At 36.9% G+C, this 1,595-nt stretch carries 1 pseudogene; it reads right to left on the reverse strand.

Annotated elements, in window-relative coordinates:
* Positions 1-660: 660 nt before the first annotated feature.
* Positions 661-1,015, reverse strand: a pseudogene (locus ACFIKE_RS10315) (helix-turn-helix domain-containing protein).
* Positions 1,016-1,595: the final 580 nt, after the last annotated feature.

The following is a 1,595-nucleotide window of genomic DNA, read 5'->3' on the forward strand; positions in this document are numbered from 1 at the left end:
GGTTCATTAGAGGCATTTTTAATCCTTTCTTAATAGTTTTTTATCCACAAGGGCTCTTCCCGCTTGTAACTTGCAAGAGATGTGATTTTGGTTGATTCAACCTAGAACAGGTCTGAAATGAAAGAATCTTGCGATATTCAGGGTTCTCATTCAACATGTAAAAAAATGAATCATCTTTATAAATCAATGTATTGTCTTATGATGGAGTTGGTGTAGCATTGAGATTTTAGAGGAAAAAACATGCCTTTAAGAATTTATAACAGATACTAAGTCTTTATAGCAGGTATATTAAATGCACATCATTAAAATAAATGGAGCGTCAACAGTGGGGAAGGGGGGCCCCTTTAAATACGCATGAATGCTTATTCTGTTGTGCTGTAAAAACATCATCGCTTGAGGCGTGGTGATATAAGGCATAAAAACTTTATGCATGTGGTGTTGTGATGAGAGAGTGTGGTGAATTATTCAAGGGAGGGCTTGCTTGTATAATTTTGTGAAAGGAACCATATGAAATGGGAAGCCGAGAAGGAGCTGTTCTTGAGAGGTGGGATTGTTTATCAACCAGTTTGAGGAGGCATTTGCATCCTTTAATGTGTGGGAAGGAAGCCAAGAACAAAGCGTGTAGAACCTTATACCCCATGCTTTTAAAGCGTTTTAATTCTAATCACAAATTAAGTTTAAAATTGCTTTCTGTTTGACAGGTGTAAGAATTCTAAAACTTTTTAAAAGCAAATATTCCTCTTTGTTCGATGCGATTTCATCATGATGGTACGGGGTATGTTCTTTTTTGATGATCTCAGCGTAAAAAAAAGCAATTGGGACCTCCAATATATCGGAAATTTCCTTTAAACGTCCTGCGTTCACGCGATTTAAGCCTTTTTCATACTTTTGAATATGTTGGAAAGTGATACCTAAATGATGCCCTAATGTTTTTTGAGACATTTTTAGCATTTTTCGCCTAAAGCGAATTTTTTTTGCCTAAGAAAAGATCAATACTAAGATTTGGAGTTTGCATTTTCCCCCTCCGGTTGCGAGCGCCCTCGCATTGGTATTCCGGGAGCTTGAAAACACTGAACCCTAGTCAGCATTTTCCTTTTAGTGCTGAGAGCACCTGGACATAGCAAAATCTCCCGGAATTCCCGGATACCTACACAGTGGGTTTATTTTTACGCTAGGGTTTCGGGTTTTCAAGGCCCTATTGGTCGTTGCGTGTGCGACCAATACATTTTCTAATTAGTAAAGTAATTTTAGGAAATTGGCAATAAAAATAGTTTTTCTTGAGAAGGATAGATTTTTTTAAATGAGAGGTTGTTTGCCTTTCAACTTTTTAAGGCTTGTTTGCTAAACTCATGACATCAGATATGCATTTTACGAAGGTAAATCTTGGTTTTTAAGCTCAAGGCACCGCCTACGGTGCTGTTCTTAACCAATGATCAAAGTGATTTTTTAGATGCGTCTGAGATATCATGATGATAGGGGAAAGCTTTTATGAGTAAAGAGCTCTCATGCAAAATAAACTCAAAACAGAATAGATTTGGTTGTTGTATATTCACATGTTTGTTTTAAGAAGATATTTCTCAATGTTAGCGCCCATT

The sequence above is a fragment of the Bartonella sp. MU70NMGDW genome, from assembly GCF_042194085.1.
Classification (GTDB): Bacteria; Pseudomonadota; Alphaproteobacteria; order Rhizobiales; family Rhizobiaceae; genus Bartonella; species Bartonella grahamii.